We start from the raw sequence: 21,802 nt of genomic DNA, 5'->3' as shown, positions 1-21,802 counted from the left end.
TCTCCCACCGCGGCCAGTTTGGCGGATTGCAGCAGCTGCTCCTGGCTGGCGTTCAGTTGTTCAAATGCCTTTTCAAGCTCGATGTTTGTATGGCGGATATTTTCTTCCGCTTGCTTGCGTTCCGTGACGTCCCGAAAAATACCAGCCAGATATAGTCTCCCGGCAAAAGTAACTGGGGATGATGTGACCTCAGTGTAAAATATAGTGCCGTCTTTTCTTTTTAAGGGGATTTCACGAGTTAATGGCGGTGTGACTAGTGCCTCCCTTTCAATATTTGCCATAACATAGGGCAGGGCTTCCTCAGGATGAAGGTCAGTGATTTTCATATCCCCTATTTCGTCTAAGCTATAGCCCAGCATCTGGCACATAGCTTTGTTGCAGGAATGCAGGCGCCCTGTCTCTAAGTCTGTAACTAAGACCCCGTCGATAGAATTATCAAAGATAGCCCTGAATCTTTCTTCCGACTCCTTGAGCACTTCTTCCGACTCCTTGAGCACTTCTTCCGACTGTTTTCTCTCCGTGATATCCTGTGTGATAAGTGATACGCGAATGGAATTGCCGGCTTCATCGAGGGATACCCTGTTTTTTGTGTGGACAAAGCGCACTTCGCCATCGGGCAACAAGATGCGGTACTGGAGATCAGCTGAACTGCGCTCACGCAAGATTGTATTCACACTGCCGTTCACATATTCCCGATCATCGGGATGGGTCCTCTCCTGGAACTCTTCATACGTCGGCGCAAACTCTCCCGGATGACAACCATAGATGCGGAAGAACTCATCGGAGCAGAGCATTTCCCGGGTTTGAATGTCCCACTCGCAACTGCCCAGATGGGCCATCTGTTGAGATTCGGCTAGAAGGCGCGCAGTATTTCTGAGCCGTTCCTCCATTTCCTTGCGCTCGGTGATATCTCTGATGATTGAAAGCGCCATTGCCGGCTTCCCTGATGCATCCTTGATCGCGCTCTGGGCAATGGATAGCGTTACTTCATTGCCTTCGCTGGTTCGGATAGCCATCTCATAATTCTCTACCGAGGCTCCTTCCTCAAGTCTCCTCAGGCGTTCAAAGCTTAGCTCGGTGTCCTTCGCATCAAGGATTAGATCGGCTCTGAACTGCCGGCCCACAGCTTCCTCACGAGTTGACCCAGACATCTTCAAAAGAGTTTCATTCATGTCAATGACATTTCCAGCAAAGTCGGCTATTGAAAGACCATCAGGTATGGCATTGATCACCTCTTCGCTAAAAGCCCGGGCCTTCTCTGTCTCAGCGATTTCTAATCTGAGCGCCTCTTCTGCAGAGAGCAGCTCTTCATTCTGTTCGCTTAGTTGTTCGTTTTTTTCTTGAAGCGTGCGCTCCAATAGCTTGAGCTCGGTGATATCGGTGAAGGTGGTATAGACCCGGTACGGCTTGTCTTCTCCCGGTTTGAACTGTGGGACGGTGCTGACGGATATCCAATGGTATTGCTCATCAACCGAATTGAAAATACCCATGATGAAGCCATTGACAGGTTCCCCTGTTTTTAGTGAAACCATTGTTGGGTGATCCTTTCTGGGAAAATCGGAGCCATCTTCATGGACGGTCTTCCAACTGGGATCAATCGGAGTGCGACGCAGCATTTGATCTATGGTCAATCCCAGGATTCTTTGGGCGGCCGGATTGGCGGCCGTGATCTCTCCGGCGGGGTTTTCATAAACAACACCCTGGGCCATTGTCTCGAACAGAGTTCGATGCTTTTCTTCACTCTCGCTCAGCGCATCCCTGACCCGCTTGTTCTCGGTGATATCCCGTCCCTCCGGTATCAGGTATTCTACGGTCCCGTTTTCACCGAAAACAGGGTGGATACTGAAATCGATCCAGACAATCCCATTCGGAGTGTAGACCTGAACTTGGCGAAATATCTTTTCTCCCGATGCGCAGCGTTCTATATCTTCCTTGATCAGCCTTTGTGCATCCTGGGAACATTTCCACCCGTCCATATCGTAGAACTTCATTCCCCTGACTTGTTCAATTGATTCCCCGAAGAGTGCCATGCTCGTATTGTTTGACAAGATGAACTCGCCGTTCGGTTTCAGCACGGCGACGAATGTGGTCAAATCATTGAGTATGGAGGTAACGAAATGTTCATTCTCCCTGATGGGCTGCTCCGCTTGCTTGCGTTCTGACGACAGATAGGCAATTATACCCGCGATGATTACAAAGAGTAAGACCCTGGCAAGTGCCTGCAGGAGTGTCTCTAATTCACGCGTAAAGGCTAAGGAGAGAAAAAAATAGACGCACGCAATGATAACAGAGAATGCAAATCCGCGCTTCATATAATACCCGCAGGCGATGATAATGGGAATGTAAAAGAGGTTCTGGAAAATGCTGAAATAACCGGAGGCAAGGCAAAAGATACTTACTGCGATGGCAGCAAGTGTTGTGACGACAATTACAGAAACAGGCGACCAGCCCCGTAGAATGTTTTGAGGTGGTTTGTTGAGATTCATTCTGCGCCTCCTCCGCCAGTTGGGGCTCGGTGTTTTCCTCTAAAGGGCAATCGCATGGACAACCGCTCCCTTTTCGTCAGAGACCGCATTGGATAAGGGGTATTTTCAATGACGCTTCCCCAAAAGTCTGGATTCTCCGATTTCTGCATCCATCTGCTTTTACTCGGTGATAGCCCGCCAATCACCAGATCGGCGGGCTTGTTGTTAAAGGAGGTGGCTGAGGCGTTGATTTCCACGGGAACCTTTCGGTCATCTCTGTGAACAAAAGCGCTCTCATACCGGGAGGGGGCATCCTTGCCGGACATCCTTTTTTGGTAGCGGACCATCACCGCATCGAGGGCATCCGGATGGACATATCGGGCGATTGGGGTGCCGATGATTTTCAGCGAGGCAGGATTGGCATACCGGATGATCGCATCCTGAATGATGCAGATGCCGTCATCAGCCTGTTCTACCAGATTGCGGTAGGGGGCTTTCTCCACCTCTGCTTGCTTGCGTCCAGTACCCGCGGAGAAGTGTTGTTTCGGACATGCACCGGCGCGGGTAAATGGATGTTTTAGTCTGGTAATCAGGTTCATCTTTTTCCCCTGGTCGATGCTGACGTGCTCTTTGCCATCGTGCTTCCAGCCTTACTGTTGTGTGGCTCTAACATAGTCTATTGAATGGAATTGCGTAATAGGGTGAACCCGCGACTCATCTGCATGTTATTCCTCGGAAAGAACAGGGGGGCATGATTGACTTGCCCCCGGTTATCGTACCAGTGGTTAAGTTCGAACTGGGCTACCTTGGATGTTCAAGGAGGCCAGGGTCGGCAGCCCAGAGAGTCTTAAAACCCGATTTAATGATGCTCGTTTCTCCAGTTTTATAGTACCTGTGCCTCATTCTTCGCTCGTCACACTTACCATACCATCCCTGGAAATATCATAGCTTTGTTTTAGCGGGAACCCGTGCCTGCCCATGAACTCAGCCAGATTGTAAGTTCCTCCCCCGGCCCGAACCATCTGGGCGTCTGTCCATGTATTCACCCCATGATAATCCCCGTCCAACTCAGCTCCCCCGGCTTCTGACCGAAGCGCCACTACGGCGTATTCAATGGCCTGTTTTTCCGTAGCCTTTGTGCTCTCGGCTACGTTGAGGAATGACCCCGTTGCCAGCACCAGCAGAACGAAAACCACGGCCACCAACTCCATGGCCAGGAGAATAGAAGGCTTTACTGCCGGAGCCGTTTCTTTCACGATTTGGGCAGAGTCCTTTCTTAATTTATGGGGATGTATATGCCTGCTCGTGTGTGTTTGACGGATGGAACAGGTTCAGTTTCGAGTTCCCCTCAATCCGGCAATGCCAGCAATCAGTCCTCTCTATTATCGGTAGCTCCCTATTGCGTTCTGCAGTCAATGGAGCTGATTGGGGCATCGTCCTCCCGGTGAATTCCGGGGCAATCCCTTCCTTGTGGCGGCCGTTGTTTGTGATTTCGAACCGGAGCAATTGACTGCTGAGATTCTGAATATCCTCACGGGTAAATCCGTGCGATGGGAGCATGTTCAACCGATCTCCCTGCCATTTGTCACTCACCAGCCCTATGAGAAGTATCATCAATCGGGCTTCCTTGAGGTTCAGATTCAGGGTTGGTTCTCTCCGGGCAATAAGCCTTTTTCTTATTTTCATTCCCGTCCCCCTGTTTTGGGGCTTCCTCAGTTTGTACTGTCTGATTAGCGCCCCTTGCGGCTTTGCCGCTTTCCCCCCTCTCTTTTTGGACGAAGGGGAGTTTGACCATTAAACACTCATCAGTGTTATCCGGACTTATGATTGACATAAGGCGCTTATGATGCCGCTTCGCGCTTGGACTCACTCGCGGATGGCAGAGGAGCAGGTCTCCACAGTTCCCTGATCGCTCCGTCGTGTTCACCTTTTCCCTGCGGCACAGGGTTGGTTCCAGTGATACTATTGTAATTTGATGATGTCACCTATCAGTCACAAACATCGGCACTGATCTCACAAAAAAATCACGAATCGGGCATCACCGGGGGGTTGGGGTCAGGGGTGTCCCAATTGCAGTTAACAGTGATGAGTTATCAGTTTTCGAGAGGGTGAAGGGATACTTCCCTTCCGGGGGTCTGGGGGGGCAGATGAAAAAGTTCTCCCAACGATTTGGGGCCAGGGGGCCTGTCCTCGACCGAGATCGGGGGTTGAGTTAGACTTTTTCAGAAATCCGCTAAAGATGGTTTACGATCCGCATTGTAATGTAATGCGGATCGTTTGACGGGTATCAGGCGACAAGCCGGTCGATCTCTTCAGTGAGATCATAGCCGGTGAGGGGGGTTCCCGCTCTATCCAATATCCGGCCGTTTTGAGCTTTCACCCGGCCTTCACTGCATGCCTTGACGGTGCGGATAATTAGCGGGTATTCTCGTTTGAGCCCGTGTTGGCGGATGAGCTTGAAGAGTTCAATCTCTTCTCCCTCCCGGGCTTTCAGCTCTTCCAGTGAGTAGTGCTCCAGCTTTTGCCAGTGCTCATCGAAAGGCTTGCCCCGGATTCTGAAGGTGCAATAGCTCAGTGGCGGGCCTTCGTCCAGTTCGGGCGTCACCAGATGCATCATCACTCCGGTGCTCTGAGCCCGGCTTTGGATGAGTTCCCAGATCACCTCTTTCCAGGTGCCTTTCGGCCCGCCGGGAGCGGCCGGATGGAGATTGATCATGGTGTAACGCTGGCACATCTCAGGCCCGATCACGAGCATGTATCCGGCTAGCACACAGAGATCGACCGGAAAGCCCACCAGCCGTCGCATTACTTCCCGATCGTAATCGATTCGCCAGCTTGACATAACGACGTAATCCCGGTTCTCCCTGAACTTCACCGATGAATAGCACACCAAGGGGATGCTATACGATTGCACCAGATGGTGAAACTGATCGGTTTCCTCGGAGAACCCCGGTTCCCGGTTGCAGAAGACGAAGGCGATCTCTGCCTTGACGTTGCCGGTTTCGATGCTTTCCTGCATTGCTTTGAGCAGGGCGCGGGAGCCGGGGCCTCGTCCGCTGGAAAACCATCCGATCTTATACATATTTGCCGTTCCTCACCCTTTTGGGAAGTGCGCCCAGAGTGGTCAGAAAATGATCTTTGATCCCATTCAGCCTTCCCACGATCGTTCCCTGGCTGAGCGCCAGTTTGAATTGAGCCGGTCCGTCGAACTCAGGCATTTCCACATAGGCTTTGCCCAGTTCCCGGGGTGCGTGAGCGTCGCTTCCGGCGCTGGCCAGAAGGCCGGTATCACGGGAAAAGGAGCGTGCCTTTTCGGAGCACTTCAAAGTGAGTGAACGGGCATTGAAGACCTCAACAATGTCGATTTGCGAAAGCAAGGCCTGCCGTTTGGAATCGCTCAGCGGATGCCTGCCGAAGCCATCGAAGGGATGGGGGATGCACACCAGCCCGCCCTGGCGCTTGATTCGGTCGATCACTTCTTCGGCCGGGAGTCCGCCGGGGATCAGCTCTTTGAGAAAGTATCCGATGATCTCGCCATCCAGGCTCATCACCTCTTCGCCGATGATCACCGGGAAGGGCGCCATCTTCTGCATGGCGAATGCTCCATCGATGGTGTTGTGGTCGGTGATGGCCAGACAGTCGATCCCCAATTTCCGGCACTGAAGGATAATGCCTTCCAGCGATGCGTTGGAATCGGGGGAATAGCAGGTGTGGACGTGCAGGTCGGTTTTCATCTTGTCTCTTGGTTGATTTAAGAGTGCTGAGCGCCCGAAATTTCGTGCTTAGGGATGCTCTGATCAAGTGTTGGTCAGCCCCCTGCCCCCCACTCTTGGGGGAAGAAAGGGAATTTAGGGGACACCCCCTTCGACAAGCTCAGGGCAGGCTCTAAAACCCCGGCGGAGACGCTTCTCTGCATTCTCTTAAACGCTGACAACTAATGACTGAGAACTAAGAAAACTATCCCTCTTCAAGCCCTTTCCAGGTATTTCCCGGTGCGTGTGTCAACCCGGACACGATCTCCTGCTACCAGAAACATGGGAACCTGCACCGTTATTCCGGTTTCCATTACCGCGGGCTTGCTGCCGGCGGTGGCGGTGTCTCCCTTGAAGCTGGGGCCGGTTTCGGTGATCTCCAGATCGACGGTTATGGGCAATTCCACTCCGATGGCGTCTCCTTTATAGCGGGAGATTCGGACGATCATGCCTTCCTTCATGTAATTGACCCCGTCTCCCAGTTGGTCGCCGCTGAGGGGAACCTGGTCGAAAGTCTCCTGATCCATGAAGTAGTAGAAGTCGTCATCATTATAAAGGTATTGCGCCGAGCTAAATTCCACATCGGCCCGTTTCAGCCTTTCCCCCGACTGGAAGGTGCGGTCGGTGGTATGGCCGGCGCGAACATCCCTTAGCTTCAGTCTGATCTGTGCTGAGCCCCGACCCATCTTGATGTGCTGGTAATCGATGACTGCATAAAGGATGCCGTCCAGCTCTACGGTGACTCCCCGTTTGGCTTCGGTGATGTCTATCATGAACCTTCCCCAATCACAAGTTTCCTGGCCTGAGTCAGGACTCGAGGTATTTTCTTATCCAATACTACCATATCTTCGATCCGCACACCTCCCCATCCCTCCAGGTAAATCCCTGGCTCGACGGTGCACACCATGCCTTCGGAAAGGATGTCGGTGGAAGTTTTCCCCAGCCGCGGCAGTTCGTGCGTTTCAAGTCCGACGCCGTGGCCGAGACCGTGCCCGAATTTCTCTCCATAACCCGCTTTGGCGATAACTTCCCTTGCCACGCTATCAGCTTTCTCTCCGCTCATGCCAGTGCAGATTTTTTGAAGGGCTGAAAGCTGTGCTTCATAGACGATTCTATAGATGCTGGCGAATCTTTCGCTTGGTTCTCCGAGGCAGATGGTTCTAGTGATATCGCTGGTGTAGCCGTTCACCTTTGCTCCGAGATCGATGACCACCGGTTCGCCGGGCATAATCTCGCGGTTTGTTGGTTGGGCATGGGGAAGAGCCGAGTTTGCTCCCGATGCCACAATGATCTCAAAAGGCAGGCTCTCGCTGCCTTCCTCCCGCATGAATCTTTCCAGATTCCAGGAAAGCTCTTTCTCCGTCATTCCCGGTCGGAGTATTTTGACGGCATGTTCCTCGGCGGCATCGGCTATCCGGGCAGCTGCTTCCATTAGTCTGATCTCATCGCTATCTTTGATGGCTCTGAGGGATTCGACTACTCCCTGTGTGGGGATTAGTTGAGGACGAGATATAGGGCGAAGTTTCTTGGCTGCTTTGACAAGCTGTCGGTAGGCAGATAAAGTCAGGTAGTCGCTCTCAAATCCGATGCGCTTGGAATTCGTATCGGAGACGAGCTGGGGAAACCACTTAGTGAAGTCCCCGCTGATCTGGAAAACTTCAAAATCTGGCGACTGTGCCTTAGATTGCTCGACATAACGGAAGTCAGTGGCCAGGATAGTGTCTTTCTGGGAGATGAAAATATATCCTGCTGACCCGGTGAATCCGGAGAGATAGCGGCGATTAAGGGGTTGGGAGATGAAAACGGCGTCCAGTTGAAGTTCAAAGAGTCGCCGGTGAATCTTATCAACCCGGGAGGTCATGGCTAGCTCCCCTTGAGTTCGTTGACCAGAGTTTGCAATGCGGCGATGTATCCTTGCCATCCTTGCCCGCTGATCTGGCCTTTGACGATGGGGGCAATGACCGACTTCTGCCGGAATTTCTCTCTGGCGTGAATGTTGGAGAGATGAACCTCAATGGTGGGCAGATTGGCATCGGCCAGGGCGTCTCTCAAGGACAGTCCGTAATGGGTGAGCGCGCCCGGATTGATGATGATGCCGTCGGCTCTGGCAGACTCCGCCTGAATGAAGTCGATGAGCGCTCCCTCGTGGTTGGACTGGAATGTGAGGATTTCTGCGCCGAGCTCTTTGCCCCTCTCTTTGACCAGGGCGTTGATCTCCTCCAGGGTTTTGGAACCATAGAGAGACTGATCTCTCTTGCCGAGCATATTCAGGTTTGGGCCGTTGATGACGAGAATTCTCATAGCGATTCGAAGTTCAAGGTTCTGGGAAACCTCTGATTAGGTGGTGCAGGACACTTCCTGCCGGGGAATCGGGGGTGTCCCCCGATCCCTCTTCTCTTCCCCCAAGATTGGGGGCGAGGGGGTTGATTAGCACTTGATCAGAGATTCCTAACTTGCTCCTAGTATAGCAGCGGGAGGCGAATAGCTCAAGAATGGAAATTGGGGCCCGGTTGTCTAATATTTCCCACGACTGTGTTAGAATATCTTATCGGATGATCGGGGCTTAACGGGTGGAATAGGGATATTTTCGGAAGATCAATCATCAAGCGTTAGGAGGATGAATTGAAGCTTACGGTTCTGGGGACGAGCGCATCCTATCCTGGACCCTCTCAAGCGTGCTCTGGATTCTTGATTGAGCACATGAAAACAACCCTTTTGATTGATTGTGGGACGGGCGTGTTGAGTAATCTCCAAAAATATGTCGGACTCCTCGATGTGTCGGATATCGTGATCACCCACATGCATGCGGATCATTTCTTCGATTTGATACCCTATCGCTATGCTTTGAAATATGGGATCGATAACCCTCAGGGTTTGAGGCCAAAACTCCATTTGCCTCCCAAAGGTATCAAGGAGATCAATCAGGTAGTGGGCCCTTTTTCCGAGTCGGACGATTTCCTCGGTGATGTTTTTGAAGTATCGGAATACTCCCCTGACCGGAAGTTGCGTTTGGGTGATCTGATTCTGGCATTCGCGGCGGTGGCCCATTATGTTCCAGCGTATGCTGTTTCAGTTTCGGGCATTGGCGGGAAGATAGCTTATTCCTCCGATAGCGGTCCGTGCCCGGGGTTGTTTCATATTGCTAAGGATGCGGATATTTTCATTTGCGGTGTGGGGAGAAGCCTTGAGCCTGATAGTGATTCCCTCTGGGGGCATTTGAGACCCACTGAAGCCGGAGAATTGGCCAAAGAGGTCAACGTGAAACGCCTGTTGTTGACGCATTTGTGGCCGAGTTCCAACCGTGCCACGATCCTTGATGAATCTAGTGCGAAGTTCGGCGGATTCACGGAGCTGGCTGAGGAATGCCGCACTTATCAGCTTGCTGATTGTCTTGGAGCTGGAGAGATTCGGTAAACTTCGGATTAAGTGGTGGAGAATTCCTTCTGCCTGGGGATTGGAGAGTGAGTTTGCGTTCTGCAACGCTTTGATGGGGGGAGAACGTAGTGGTAGATGAAGTTGGCGCTGAAGTCCAGGAAACTCCGCCTTTCGAAAGGTTCCTGAAGATATACCGGAGGTTTGAAGTTGTCTTTGAAGAGGGAACCAGCGGAAGAGAGATGTACCTGATTCACAGCGGGGGAGTGAGTCTGATGGTGGGAAAGGCGGGGGGCAATGAGAGCAAGGTCGCTGTCCTGAAGCCGGGCGATTTCTTTGGAGAGATGTCTCTGGTGGACTATTCCCAGCGGTCGGCCACGGCAGTAGCCATTGAAGACAACACCCAGCTGATTGTTCTGGACCGGCCGAAGTTTATGTTTTTGGTTCAGCAGAATCCGCAGTTTGCTCTCACGATCATGCACAATCTGTGTCAGCGTCTACGGGAGTTGGATAAGCGGCTGAAAGGGGGGGCGGAGTGAAGGACTCACCATACAACACCAAGGATCAGCCTGCCGGGCGAGCGGAGCTGCCGCAAACCATACAGATAAGGCCGAACATCTATCAGTTCACCAGCCAGAAACCCGGGAGCCACGTCTATCTGATCAAAGGGGAAGTCAGGAACGTGCTCATTGATACTGGGATAACCAGCCATTTCCCGGCCCTCCAGAATCGGCTTGCGGAGATCGGATTGGGAGTGAGGGATATTGATCTTCTCTTGTTGACTCACGAGCATTACGACCACATCGGCGCTACGGCGTATTTTCACAAGTCGGCCGTTGTTGCCGCCCATAGTTTGGCCGCCAATAAAATTGAGCTGCAGGACGAGTTCGTCACCTTCGGCAAATTCGTGAATGAGGCAGGCGGGCGTTTTTGGGTTGACATATGGCTGGAAGACGGCACCACCCTTGACCTTGGAAAATATAAATTGCACGTGATCCACACACCTGGCCATACCTCCGGTTGCGCGTGCTTCTATGAGCCAAAGGAAGGGCTCCTGTTTTCCGGGGATACTGTGTTTGCCGGGGGAGTGCTCTCCACTATAGAGGTTTCAGGCAATGTGAGCGACTATGTTAATTCGATCGAGCGGCTGAGCCAGTTGAAGATCAAGGAAATTCATCCCGGCCATGGGAGGTCATCCAATACCCCCGATGAGGATTTGCCAAAAGCCGCGGCATATGCCCAGGCGCTGCTTGAGGACTCCAAGACGTTTCTTGAAGCTTTTCTCAAAACCAGGCAGCTTCATCAAAAGGGTGTCTACTGGGAAAATATTGAACAACCGTAGGTTTGGTTTGCAGCTATCACCGGTCGACATTTGGGTGGTTATCTGAGATAACAGAAAGAAGGCTCATGAGATGAAGAACAATGCAGCAACCCCAGGCCCGAAAAGCAGGAAAAAGACCAAGAGGTTATACCATACACTAGCGCTCTTGAGCGTAGGCTGTCTGTTCACTCTTGTGGTGATATTGATTCAGCCGTTCCGGAGCACCAACTTCTGGTTAGCCGATCAGCTTTTCGAATCGGAGACCCCTTCACCGAACATCGTCGTTGCCGGCATTGATGATACTACGCTGGAGACTTATGGCCGGTGGTCAGAGTGGCCTCGCAGTCTTCACGCTCAGGCCATCGATAATTTGAGTGCAGCCAAGGCCAAGGTCATCGCGTATGATGTCCTTTTCTTCGATGATTCCGTGGATGATCAAGTCCTTGCCGAGGCGATGGCGGAAGCGGGCAATGTAGTTCTGGCTATGTCCGGATCGGTCCGAATACCCGATACGAAATCAGTGGTGACTTACAGGCAAATGGAGAGGCCGACGGCTCTTTTGGAGCAGGCTATGAGCGGCGCAGGTCATGCCAATATGAATCCCGATCGTGACGGCAAAGTGCGGCGTATTGAAATGGTCATCAGAGATAGTGCAGGCAATGCCTATCCTGCTTTTAGCTTGTCTATCTTGCATACGCTGTTCTCCATGCCCTTGCCCCAGGAATACCCGATACAGGGACATGAACTTCATGTGGTGAATCGAGAGATCCCGGTGGACTCTTCTTACGATCTGCGCGTCAACTTTTCCGCTGATACCAGTCAGTTGGCCTATATTTCCTATGGTGATATCATCAGCGGCAACTTCGATCCTTCGATCGTCAAGGGCAAGATCGTGTTGATCGGGATGACGGCTACAGGGGATGTGGATGTATGGGCGGTTCCTACGAAGAACGGTAAGATACCCGGGACGTTTATCCACGCGCTGGCGATTGATACCATTCTCCGGGAGAGGTATCTGACCGAAGCGGGAACCGGAACTACCTTGTTGACTCTGTTGATATTGGTTGGTATCACGGGGCTTGCTTTGCCCCGGATAGGAGTCAAATGGGGAGTCGCCTTGGTGGGTGGGCTGTTCGTTGCTTACGTGGGGGTCGTCTTCATCAACTTCGATAAGGGGCATATCCTGAATCTCCTCTATCCGTTATCGATGCTGCCTGTCCTGTTGGTCAGCAGCATTGTCTGCATCATTCTCATCCAGCAATCGGACGATCGATTTGTGAAAGATTTGTTTGGCCGATATGTTTCCCCGCAGGTAGCCAAAGAGATCCTTACCATGGCTGATTCCTCTGAGCTTAAGCTGGGAGGCGAGACCCGTGAAGTATCCGTGCTCTTTGCTGATATCCGCGGCTTTACGGAGATGAGTGAGAGGATGTCTCCTGGAGAGGTGGTAGGCATGCTGAACACCTTCCTCCCTGTTGTCATCGAGAAGGTTCTGGAAAACGGAGGCATGGTGAACAAGTTTGCCGGTGATAACATCATGGCGGTTTGGAATGCCCCGCAATCCCAATCTGATCATGCCCGACTTGCAGTGAAAGCGGCTTGGGAAGCTCAGCAAGCGGTTGCTGCGCTATCTCAGGCTGATCCTTCTTTACCCAAAGCGCAGTTTGGCATCGGTATCAATAGTGGTAAGGTCCTGGCGGGCAACGTAGGCTCTCCGGGGCGTGTTGAGTATACGGTAATCGGCGATAGCGTCAACTTAGCTTCGCGTATTTGCAGCGTGGCCCCCGGTGGGGAAGTCTGGATTGGACCGGACACCTATCAGCAGGCAAAGGAATTTTTGGAGGTTGAAGCCAAGGCCCCGCAGACGCTGAAAGGCAAGGCAGAGCGGGTGACGCTTTACCATGTGACGGGCTGTCAGTAGATGCGGAGCCCATTTACCGTTTGTTTACCGCATTTTCATTGACTTGCTGATGACAGGGTGGTATATTGACTATACTTCGGCAGTACTATCAGGTTATAGTGCTAAAGTACTGCCATTAGGTGTGTTATGCTGAGGGTTTGGGGTGAAGAGTCTGTGATTTTGTCTCGGAGGTGGGGGCATGAATAAGAAACTAATACTGGTACTTGTCTTATCGCTGTTGATAGGCGTGGGTGGGGTGCTGGTGGGCTGTGGCGGTGATTCTTCCGATGACGAAGCAATACCTGTGGGTGGTCAGCCCTCTACGTTCTCGAAGCCGACTGAACTTACTATGGTTTCCATTTCACAGGGCGAAGTGCTGATCAGGAAGGCAAACACAAATTCATGGATCGCAGCAAGCGCAGGTATGACGTTGGAGCCGGGCGATGCGATCATAGCGGGCGGCAGTTCCTGGGCGATGGTTACTTTCTTTGAAGGCAGCACGATCGAACTGGAACCGGGCACAGAAATTGGAGTTGTCGATCTAGGTATCGCCACTGGCGGTTCAACAAAGGTTGGGCTCAGTCAGCAGATCGGGAAGACCGTCAGCCGGGTCAAGAAGCTGGCGGATACGAATTCCAGCTATGAAATTCAAACTCCGACCTGTGTGGGGGCGGTTAGAGGCAGCACGATGTTGATGGATGTGGCTGAGGATGGTTCAACCACCATTTGTAATGCAGAGGGAGCAATAAGCGTCATTGTTCAGGATGTGGAAACTGCAATTCCTGTAGGGAAGCAAATCACCATTGACAAAGACGGGAACGCCAGTGAGTTCAAGGATTGTGTTCCTTTCTCGCCGTTTGCCGAGGTAGCTTTCACCTCCTCTGTCAACCCTTCGGTCTATGGCCAATCGGTGACTTTTACAGCTACGATAAGTGTCTTTTCTCCGGATGCCGGCATGCCTTCAGGGCCTGTGGGTTTTAAAGACGGTGAAGTCATGATCGCCACCGGGGTGCCTGTGAGTGCTGGTCAAGCGAGTTATACCACTTCTGCTCTCTCGGCGGGCAGCCATTCGATAACTGTGGTCTATGAGGGCGATGATATCGATATCGATGCCAGCCTTTCGTTGGGCCTGGCTCAGGTGGTGAACAAGGCTGACTTGTCGGCGACGGCGGATGATGCGTCTCGGAAGTATGGTGAAGCTAACCCGGTGTTCAGTGGGACTGTTAGCGGCATTCAGAACGGCGATAGCGGTACTATCACAGACAGCTATTCCAGCCCTGCAGATGCCGCCAGTCCGGTGGGCGCTTATGATATTGTGCCTTTGCTGGTGGATGGCGGGTCTGGCGCTCTGGACAATTATGATATCACTTTGACGAATGGGACCTTGATGGTAGAAAAGGCATCGCTGATGGTGACGGCTGATGATGCATCCCGGAAGTATGGCGAGGCGAACCCTGTTTTTACGGGAACCATTGACGGCATTCAGAGCGGCGATCTGATCACAGCGAGCTATTCCACCTCTGCCGATGCCGCGAGCCAAGTGGGTGAGTACGGAATTGTGCCTGCAGTCTCGGATGATGGCAGCGGGAAACTGGATAACTACGATGTGGCTTTGAAGAACGGGACCCTGACGGTGGAAAAAGCCAAGGTGACAGTGACACTGAGTGATCTTTCCTACTATTGGGATGGCTCCCCGAAGTCGGTGGGCGTGGAGACTACGCCACCCGGTGTGAGCTATGAGGTCACCTATGATGGTTCACCAACTCCCCCTGTCGGCGACAGAAACAACACAGTGAGCTACAATGTGGTGGTGACCATCACTGATCCCAACTACGAGCTGGACGATACTGCTCCTGGCTATAACGCGGATGAGGGGAGCGTCACTGGCATTTTAAAAATTGCGCCTGAGCTGTTTGACTATTGGTACTTCATGGGCGAAGAATCCGACTCACCCGCTTACGACTGCAGGCCGGAAGTAGCAGGGAGCGCGTCGGATAATGAAGTTCAGCCTTGTTTTGTCATCGATATTCCGAATCCCACGTGTGAGGATTTGGGTTTCCAGTGTCCTGACAGCTTGACGATTAATCTTGCTACTGAGGAAGGGTCTCCTACTGATGGAGGAACTACTTACACTCGCACTCAAGATGATTTCGAGGTGACGATCACCACCATCACCGAAGAGGATGGAACCTATTTCAGCTTCACAGCAAACAGATGGGTTTGTAAGGTCATTGTAATAGACGAGTACGGCAAGGCGAACGTGTATGCCAATAATGGCCAGCCCAGTGATGGAAATCTTCACGCACCCATAAATCTAAATCCCAGCACTGAGCGACCTGCTGACCTCAGCGTCATCATATTCTGCTATGATGAATCAACTGCTCCAGTGCCTGAGTATGCAACTGCGATCCTGCTGGCGCTCGGCGTTTTGGCACTGGGCGGATTTGTGTGGATGGTGAGACGCAGACACGCAGGAGTTGCGTAATCTTCGCAGAGTCACACTCAGACTTCTTGAAAGTATAGCAAACGCGGTTGCGCCGCCTCATACGGCGCAACCGCGTTTAACTCTCCGGATTGCAGGTAAAGTGCTCAACTTTCTGGCAAGGTGGGAAGTTGGTGTGTATGGTGTGTATGTAGAGCACCTCGAAAAGAGGTGCTCTTTTTATTGGTGCGCCTCCGGTAGTGCTGCGTTCACTTGAAGCTTCAAGTCCTTCACAGACTTGACAGGAGGAACTACTAGCCCGAACCGGCCGGTGGCGTGTCCATCGCGAGGTGGAATCTGCGAGGGGAAGGAGCAGGAGAAGTTGCATCAAGGGTTACACGGCAGGGAGAGAAGACTCCGACCGGGAAGCGCGTGGGGATTGTGTGAGGCTCCCTCCTACCCCATCTCTCAGGCATCTTCCGGGGTAGTTGTTTGCCTGGCTTAATGGAGACAACCAAGAATGTATTGCTGAGGGATCGGCTATAAGGGACAGACAGTCCTGAAGTCACCTGTTGTCCCGTCATTTCTTAACCACTCAGCGTATTGAGACACCAGCGCCTCTTTACGACTGGACATGAGGGGCTTCGCGCAATCTCAGGCCAAGGGAGATAAAAGCCTATTCGATTACTTCTCCCGTCTGCTCCATGATCCGGCAGCGATACTCGGAGCAGGCATGGGGGATGTCCTCCTCAGTCAGGAGTTGCTCCAGCAGGGAAGCCACCTTATCGCCTGCCTCGACATTAGGAAGAATCACAAAATCAGCTCCGGCCGCCCATAGTTGCTTTGCCAGTTTGGTGCTCTCGGCGGTGACAATCACCCGAGCTGATGGATTGATTCTCTTGGTGTAGGTGAGAAGTGTCATGTTGCTGGTGCCTTTTAGAATCGTATCCGGAATGGTAGAGACTACCACTTTTGCCGTTTCCAGACCGTTTTCAAGAAGCGAGCCGGTATTGCCCAGATCGCCAAATACGCACTTAACCCCGCGTTTGTTGAGTTTCCGGTGCACATCAGGATTAAAATCCACTACAACGATCTTGCTGGTGATCGAAGGGGTGTGTTGCTCCAGGGCATGAAGCAGAGAGCTGGCAATCTTGTAGAATCCCAGGAACATGATCGGATGGGAGTCCTCTGTTTGGATGGTCTTCTCTTCCGGGGAGGTGATATCCTTCAGCCCCAGCTTGGTGAGGACGCCTGCGGTAGTCAGATAGAGCTTATGACTGTAGGTAATCATGTATGTAGATGCCGTTGCCGTTATCATCAGCGTGAAGAGGATGATAGTCATGACGTTCTCATTGATGTGACCAAAGCCCATCCCAAGGGTAGCGATGACCAGGGCAAATTCACTGATCTGCGCAATATTCAGAGGGACCAGGAAACTTACCCGTATCCCTTTCTTCATCAGGTAGAGAAGGGGAAACATGGCGATGAATCGGCTGGCGATCAGGAAGAAGGAGGCCAGAACAGCCATGGTGAAAATGTGGAGACTGGGTTGAGCCACCTTCATTCCCAGGGACACGAAGAACAGGATAAGGAAAAAGGACCGGATGCTGTTGACCCTGTCGTTGATCTCGCGATTGTAAGGCAGAGTAGAGAGGCTTACGCCGGCGATGAGGGCGCCCATGGCCCGGCTCAACTCAGCCACATCCCCTGATATATAGGATACGAGGAAGCACCATCCCAGTGCCGTGATCAGCACCAGTTCGGGATTCTTGGCGATGCCTTTGAAGAGAGTGGGCAGCAGGTAACGGCTGGCGAGCAGACAGCCGCCGATCAACGCAGCACCCTTCAGAAACGAGAGCCCCAGTTTGGGAAGCTCGGGGTTAGCCAGATCAGGCTGGACAGCCAGGAAAACAATTGCCCAGATGTCCTGCATGATGAGCACTCCCAGGGTGAGTCGTCCCGGCAGCGTATCAAGCTCGAACTTCTCGTACAGGAGCTTCACCACGATCATGGTGCTGCTCAGGGAGAAGGTGATGGCCAGGTACAGGGGAGCATATTTTCCGCTGTCGTCGAAGCCGGGGAGACTGAAAAACGCTAGGCCCAGAGCGACGCATGTGACGAATTGGACAACGGCTATTACCAGGAGCTCTGTGCCGGATTCCCTGAGCTTCTTGAGATCGAGTTCCAGCCCGACCATGAACATCAGGGCGATCAAGCCGAGTTCTGAACTGAAGTCGATAGCCTGGGGATCGGTTACCCAGCGGAGGCCGAGCTCGGGACCGATGATAATTCCGGCGATGATGTAACCGAAGATTACGGGTTGGCGAAGCCGATGGATGACATAACCGATGACGGCTGCCATCACAATGGAGATCAAGACGCCATTGATGATTTCAGTTTCCATCTATACAGGTCTTTAGCGGTCATTCATTGGGGTCGGCTGACCATCTCTCCAAGGGATACGAGATTGCCCATCACTATACGTCCGGTTTGAGCTCAACACACCAAGTGATTGTCATTATACTCTATTTTGCCCTTCGCGTCTCGTCTTCAATGGGAAAGACAGGCACATTTTCCATAGCAGCAGGGTTATTGCTGGGTGTTTTGAGGTTTGACAGCCCTTTCATCTTCCTTGCTCCGGGGATGCGCTTGAAGATAGCGACTGCGCATTTGAGTTCGCGTCACGTGGGTATAGATTTGAGTACTGGAGAGATTTTCATGCCCCAGCAGTTCCTGAACCACCCGCAGGTCAGCCCCTCCATCCAGCATATGAGTGGCAAAAGTGTGGCGCAGCATGTGCGGATGCACCCGCCCATTGATGCCGGCCTGTTTGGCGTATCCTTTCAAGAGATACTGGATTCTTCTTTCCGCGATCCTCTCTCCGAATCGATTCAGAAACAGGGCATTGGTTTTTGTCTGGCCCAGGAGTTTGGGTCGGCCGTAGTGCAAATAGTGTTGCAGCGCCTCGGCGGCAGGCTTGCCGATGAGGGTCATCCTCTCCTTGGAGCCCTTGCCCCATACCCTGACCTGGCCTGATTCCAGGTCCACGTGTACAATGTCCAGCGAGGCGATCTCGCTCACCCGAAGTCCGGCAGCATAGAGAAGTTCCAATATAGCCAGGTCTCGCAATCCTTGCGGCGTTGAGGTATTGGGCGCGCTCAGGAGGCGGATCACTTCTTCCGATGTCAGGAACGATGGCAGCCGTTTTTCACCTTTTAGTCCGGATACTTTGCTCATGGGCTCTGCTGCCAGTAATCCCTGCTGATTCAGATAGCGGAAAAATGAACGTAACGCGCTCATCTTGCGAGAGATACTCCCGCGTACTACCCCCTTCTCCAAGAGCTGACCCATATAACGCCGAACGGTCAGGTGATCAACCTTCTCCAGTGATGTTACCCCTTCCTGTCTGAGGAAATCAAAGAAGCCGAGGATATCGGAGCTGTAGTTCCTCACGGTGTAAGGTGAGAAATTGCGCTCTGCTTTGAGGTAGATGAGGTATTTTTCGAGCAGGTCTTCCATGAGTCCACGCTGTTCTGATCGCTGAATTCCGAATCCTGACCACTGACCACTGTTTGAGCGTTATTATAACAGATTATCTTTGTCATTTACTGGAGTGGGGTTTTAAGCCTATGACAAATCTTCTGATTTGTGGTATAAGTAAATCATGACCAGATATCAGGCTGCCAATCGATTCTTGTGGAGCTTCGGTTTGGGGATAATGGCTATGATGTTTGTTCTGGCCGCTTGTGGTTGCGATGCGCCCTGTAATTGCCCTCCGGATGTTTTCTTCCCCAAGCAGAGAAGTCATAGGGACGTCATGGATGCAGAGCTCTGTGGCACATTGGTTTTAGTTGACGGTTTCCTACGTGTGGAATGGCCGGATGGAACTAGCGATCTGCCTTTGTGGCCGCCGGGATTCAAGGTGTGTACTGACAAGGATGGAACGATCCAAGTACGCAACAAGAGCGGTCAAGTTGTGGCTGAAGTGGGGAAAGAGGTATACATGGGTGGGGGAGGCGGTGGGATGAGCGCTGTTGTCTTAACAGAAATCCTGCAAAAACCTCTTCCACCTTCAGCCAAAGGTCCGTATTGGATCGTAGGCGACGGAGTTCGTTTGAAAGACTTTGAAAATTCCAAGCTGTTTGCTCTCGATTTCGTTCCCGCAGAAGATGGCGATGTCTTCTTCATACGTAGAAAGCCGTTGTTGAATTCGTGGGTGGCGGATGAGTTATTGGCAAATTCATGGAATTCATGGATGCAGAAGAAGACGTTGGTTACTGGCGAGGTGAAGATTGTCAATGGCTCCATTCGCATCGTTCCCGGAGAGGACCGTGTTGCGCCGTTACCTCTCTGGCCGTCCGAATACAGAGCGAGTTCAGAAAACGGGATTGTCACCATTATGGATGAGACGGGTCGAAAGGCATTCCGGGTGGGGGATCAGGTGGTCATCGAAGGACACATGACTACTCAAGACTGGCACTATATCGGATATACCCATCTGCGCAAACTGGTCGATGAGCTGCCGTGTCAGTGTGGCGGACCATATTTGATGGTTAGCGATATTGTCACCGCCTTGGATATATCGGGTTCAGGGGAACAGTTGCCGACTGGTGATCAGGAATTGCGTATGGGGACAGCGGAAGCTTACGCCTCTGCGCTTGGAGTGAGTGTTGATGAAGCGCTACGCCGGTTGAAACTCCAGGACCCCATAGAAGAGTTGGGTGCCGCTCTCGAATCGCAGGAGACGGATACTTTTGCCGGTCTCTGGGTTCAGCATGAGCCGGATTATCGGGTTATTGTTATGTTTACCCATAATGGTGAAGAAACGCTCAATCGTTACATCCAGGATGGGCCTCTGTCCGGTCAACCGGATCTATTTGAAGTACGAATGGCCTCCATAACGCTCACAGAGATAGCCGAGGTCCAATCCGAGACTATGCGTATTTGCGAAGAGCTTGGTATAGAGACGAACTCGGCTGAGGATCTGGAAAACAATGGCGTCGAGCTTTATGTTACTAACAAAACCCAGCTGGATGAAGCTCTTCAGAAAACCGGAATCCGCTTGCCTGATAGAGTTCGCGTGACGGAAGTAAACGAACTTTCTCAAGATGATTAGACCTGACGAGACTGTTGAAAAACCACCCCGTAGCTTCAAGGTCATCGACCAATTTAGCTTCGGGATATTGAGAATTTTGGGGTTTTTCAACAGTCTCAACGGGCAGCTTGACCGGAGTCGGCAAACTACCCATCGCTGGCCCCAACCACCTGAGAAGACTGGTCCTTTCGCGTCTTCGAAAGATTCAAAATTATTTTCTCCGGTTCGCTCTTTCTTCGAACACCAGAAATTGCATGTATCGTCACTGAATAAGGCCAATCTGTCATGAGAACGCTTGTCTGCTGGGTTGGCTTATAGCTCCTTCTCCCCCAACTCCTCCACGCTCCCCTCCCTCGCACTTCTGGCACTTGGCTGGCCTGCCTTGCTTGTTGCATGAGAGCCTATGGCCTATCATTGTCAGGGACTTATAGCCTATGGCAAATCCTCTGATTTGTGGTATAAGGAGTCATGGTCAAAAATCAGGCGTTCACGGTGGCGATTACCGGCCCTGATTCCCTATTTCGAAGGGAAATCCGTGGGTCTCTCAGTGAGGAGAGATTTGAGATATTATGGGAAGCTGAAGGGTACGAAAATACCATTTTGGAACTTGAAAAGTTAGCTCCGGACCTTCTCATCTTGAGTTTGCCGGATTGTGACGTGGGGCTGATTTCTTTCTTGGAGGAGACGTTGTCCCAACGTTTCCCCAGCACCCGCAAGCTCCTGGTTGCGCCCGACCCCAGTGTTTCGGGCATACTCCCACAATTATTGAGAGCCGGGCTGAAAGGCTATGTGGTGAACGAGGATGTCTCATCTGTTTATAATGCAGCCATCGTCGTACTCCAAGGCGGATATTGGCTGAGCCAATGTATTGCCGAAAAGATGTTTCAGGAAGCGGCCTTCACCCAGCCTGTTGCCTTGGCTCCCGGCGGATTTACTTCCAGAGAACAAGAAATCTTCCGTCTCATGGGCAGGGGACTTTCTGATGAGGAGATCGCCCAATCGTTGGGCATTAGCCAGCGGACCGTTCGCTTCCACCTGCGGCATATCCTGGATAAACTGGGCGTTGCCACCCGCGTCAAGGCTATCATCCGGGCCCTCTTTGATCTGAGAGACTAACAAACTGATCTCCCAGCGAGATTTTCCCTGATATCCCACAGACACATCCTGCCAACACTGGCAGTGTCACTTGCCAAAACTGGTAGGGGAACCTGCCAGAAATGACAGTATACAGCAGGTCTCTGGTGTGGTAGAGTGAACGCAATGGGCCCATTTAGAAAAAGATGAGGAGGGACTATGGCTTGATCAAAGAAGGAGAACTCACAAAAAACCTGTGCGGCATGAAATCAATAGAGGCCGTTTAAGAATAGGGGTTAAGAATACCCTGAAAGAAGTTGACACGGTTTTTGAAACCGACGTTTTGACGTTCAAGTGACATTCTCATAGGTTAAGCCCTCGGTTTTGAGGGTTTGAGCACT

At 52.0% G+C, this 21,802-nt stretch carries 18 protein-coding genes; 7 read left to right on the top strand and 11 right to left on the bottom strand.

What is annotated here, in order from left to right; genetic code table 11:
• The 9 genes from PHV74_07820 to aroQ form a co-directional block, all read right to left on the bottom strand.
• On the bottom strand, positions 1-2,486 hold a 2,486-nt coding region (locus PHV74_07820), incomplete at its 3' end, for a PAS domain S-box protein (GenBank protein MDD5094269.1).
• Entirely contained in the window at positions 2,483-3,064 is a 582-nt protein-coding gene (locus PHV74_07815; GenBank protein MDD5094268.1) for a PAS domain S-box protein, read from the bottom strand. The genes PHV74_07815 and PHV74_07820, both read right to left, overlap by 4 nt.
• Before the next feature lie 300 nt (positions 3,065-3,364).
• Entirely contained in the window at positions 3,365-3,721 is a 357-nt protein-coding gene (locus tag PHV74_07810; GenBank protein ID MDD5094267.1) for a hypothetical protein, read from the bottom strand.
• 25 nt (positions 3,722-3,746) lie between these two features.
• A complete protein-coding gene (locus PHV74_07805; protein MDD5094266.1) occupies positions 3,747-4,151 on the bottom strand; it encodes a hypothetical protein in 405 nt (134 codons plus the stop codon).
• Between the two features lie 601 nt (positions 4,152-4,752).
• A complete protein-coding gene (locus tag PHV74_07800; protein ID MDD5094265.1) occupies positions 4,753-5,547 on the bottom strand; it encodes a formyltransferase family protein in 795 nt (264 codons plus the stop codon).
• Positions 5,540-6,199 (bottom strand): PHP-associated domain-containing protein, encoded by a 660-nt coding sequence (locus PHV74_07795; GenBank protein ID MDD5094264.1) that lies wholly within the window; start codon positions 6,197-6,199, stop codon positions 5,540-5,542. The genes PHV74_07800 and PHV74_07795 overlap by 8 nt, the downstream gene beginning before the upstream one ends.
• A 233-nt stretch (positions 6,200-6,432) precedes the next feature.
• Positions 6,433-6,990 carry an elongation factor P gene (gene efp / locus PHV74_07790; GenBank protein MDD5094263.1) on the bottom strand — a complete coding sequence of 186 codons (558 nt, stop codon included), beginning with the start codon at positions 6,988-6,990 and terminating at the stop codon, positions 6,433-6,435.
• On the bottom strand, positions 6,987-8,078 hold the full coding sequence (locus tag PHV74_07785; protein MDD5094262.1) for an aminopeptidase P family protein: 1,092 nt from the start codon (positions 8,076-8,078) through the stop codon (positions 6,987-6,989). Before PHV74_07785 ends, efp begins: the two co-directional genes overlap by 4 nt.
• 2 nt (positions 8,079-8,080) lie before the next feature.
• Positions 8,081-8,518, bottom strand: a complete 438-nt coding sequence (gene aroQ, locus PHV74_07780) for a type II 3-dehydroquinate dehydratase (GenBank protein MDD5094261.1) — start codon at positions 8,516-8,518, stop codon at positions 8,081-8,083.
• Between the two features lie 321 nt (positions 8,519-8,839).
• On the opposite strand from aroQ, the gene PHV74_07775 reads away from it, so the two are divergent.
• From PHV74_07775 to PHV74_07755, 5 genes are all read left to right on the top strand, one after another.
• Positions 8,840-9,631 carry an MBL fold metallo-hydrolase gene (locus PHV74_07775; protein MDD5094260.1) on the top strand — a complete coding sequence of 264 codons (792 nt, stop codon included), beginning with the start codon at positions 8,840-8,842 and terminating at the stop codon, positions 9,629-9,631.
• Between the two features lie 89 nt (positions 9,632-9,720).
• A complete protein-coding gene (locus PHV74_07770; protein ID MDD5094259.1) occupies positions 9,721-10,128 on the top strand; it encodes a cyclic nucleotide-binding domain-containing protein in 408 nt (135 codons plus the stop codon).
• Positions 10,125-10,931: an MBL fold metallo-hydrolase gene (locus PHV74_07765; GenBank protein MDD5094258.1), complete on the top strand. Its 807-nt coding sequence runs from the start codon at positions 10,125-10,127 to the stop codon at positions 10,929-10,931. Before PHV74_07770 ends, PHV74_07765 begins: the two co-directional genes overlap by 4 nt.
• Before the next feature lie 70 nt (positions 10,932-11,001).
• Positions 11,002-12,831: an adenylate/guanylate cyclase domain-containing protein gene (locus PHV74_07760; GenBank protein ID MDD5094257.1), complete on the top strand. Its 1,830-nt coding sequence runs from the start codon at positions 11,002-11,004 to the stop codon at positions 12,829-12,831.
• A gap of 178 nt (positions 12,832-13,009) precedes the next feature.
• On the top strand, positions 13,010-15,295 hold the full coding sequence (locus PHV74_07755; GenBank protein ID MDD5094256.1) for an MBG domain-containing protein: 2,286 nt from the start codon (positions 13,010-13,012) through the stop codon (positions 15,293-15,295).
• 613 nt (positions 15,296-15,908) lie between these two features.
• Here PHV74_07755 and PHV74_07750 read toward each other — a convergent pair.
• Both PHV74_07750 and xerC read right to left on the bottom strand, forming a co-directional pair.
• The gene (locus tag PHV74_07750) at positions 15,909-17,636 is read right to left on the bottom strand and encodes a cation:proton antiporter (GenBank protein ID MDD5094255.1); all 1,728 of its coding nucleotides are present in this window, start codon (positions 17,634-17,636) and stop codon (positions 15,909-15,911) included.
• Positions 17,637-17,821: 185 nt separating this feature from the next.
• Positions 17,822-18,751, bottom strand: coding sequence for a tyrosine recombinase XerC (xerC, locus tag PHV74_07745; GenBank protein ID MDD5094254.1), 930 nt, complete (start codon positions 18,749-18,751; stop codon positions 17,822-17,824).
• A gap of 145 nt (positions 18,752-18,896) precedes the next feature.
• Here xerC and PHV74_07740 point away from each other — a divergent pair, with 145 nt between their 5' ends.
• Both PHV74_07740 and PHV74_07735 read left to right on the top strand, forming a co-directional pair.
• The gene (locus tag PHV74_07740; GenBank protein MDD5094253.1) at positions 18,897-20,348 is read left to right on the top strand and encodes a hypothetical protein; all 1,452 of its coding nucleotides are present in this window, start codon (positions 18,897-18,899) and stop codon (positions 20,346-20,348) included.
• 447 nt (positions 20,349-20,795) lie between these two features.
• Entirely contained in the window at positions 20,796-21,443 is a 648-nt protein-coding gene (locus PHV74_07735; protein ID MDD5094252.1) for a response regulator transcription factor, read from the top strand.
• Positions 21,444-21,802 lie beyond the last annotated feature (359 nt).

Source organism: Dehalococcoidia bacterium (genome assembly GCA_028711995.1).
Taxonomy (GTDB): domain Bacteria; phylum Chloroflexota; class Dehalococcoidia; order SZUA-161; family SpSt-899; genus JAQTRE01.
The sequence above is the reverse complement of the archived record's forward strand: the minus strand, read 5'-3'. Positions and strand labels throughout refer to the sequence as shown.